1 protein-coding gene is annotated in these 414 nt (G+C 62.1%); it reads left to right on the top strand.

Annotated features, from left to right (window positions below; translation table 11 throughout):
• A partial coding sequence (locus tag E5W70_RS32695) for a TCP-1/cpn60 chaperonin family protein (protein ID WP_292665510.1) occupies positions 1-414 on the top strand: 414 nt, incomplete at both ends.

Here is a 414-nt window from a genome sequence, read left to right as displayed (position 1 = left end):
AAAACATGGGCGCGCAGATGGTCCGCGAAGTTGCTTCGAAGACCAACGACATCGCTGGCGACGGCACCACGACCGCGACCGTTCTGGCGCAGTCGATCGTCCAGGAAGGCCACAAGGCCGTTGCCGCCGGCATGAACCCGATGGACCTGAAGCGCGGCATCGACCTCGCGGTAACCGACGTCGTTGCGACCCTGATCAAGAACGCCAAGAAGATCAAGACCTCCGAAGAGGTTGCCCAGGTCGGCACCATCGCCGGCAACGGCGATGCTTCGGTCGGCAAGATGATCGCCGAAGCGATGCAGAAGGTCGGCAACGAAGGCGTCATCACGGTTGAGGAAGCCAAGACCGCCGAGACCGAACTCGAAGTCGTCGAAGGCATGCAGTTCGACCGCGGCTACCTCTCGCCCTACTTCG

The sequence above is a fragment of the Mesorhizobium sp. genome, assembly GCF_005063415.1.
Lineage (GTDB): Bacteria > Pseudomonadota > Alphaproteobacteria > Rhizobiales > Rhizobiaceae > Mesorhizobium.
The sequence above is the reverse complement of the archived record's forward strand: the minus strand, read 5'-3'. Positions and strand labels throughout refer to the sequence as shown.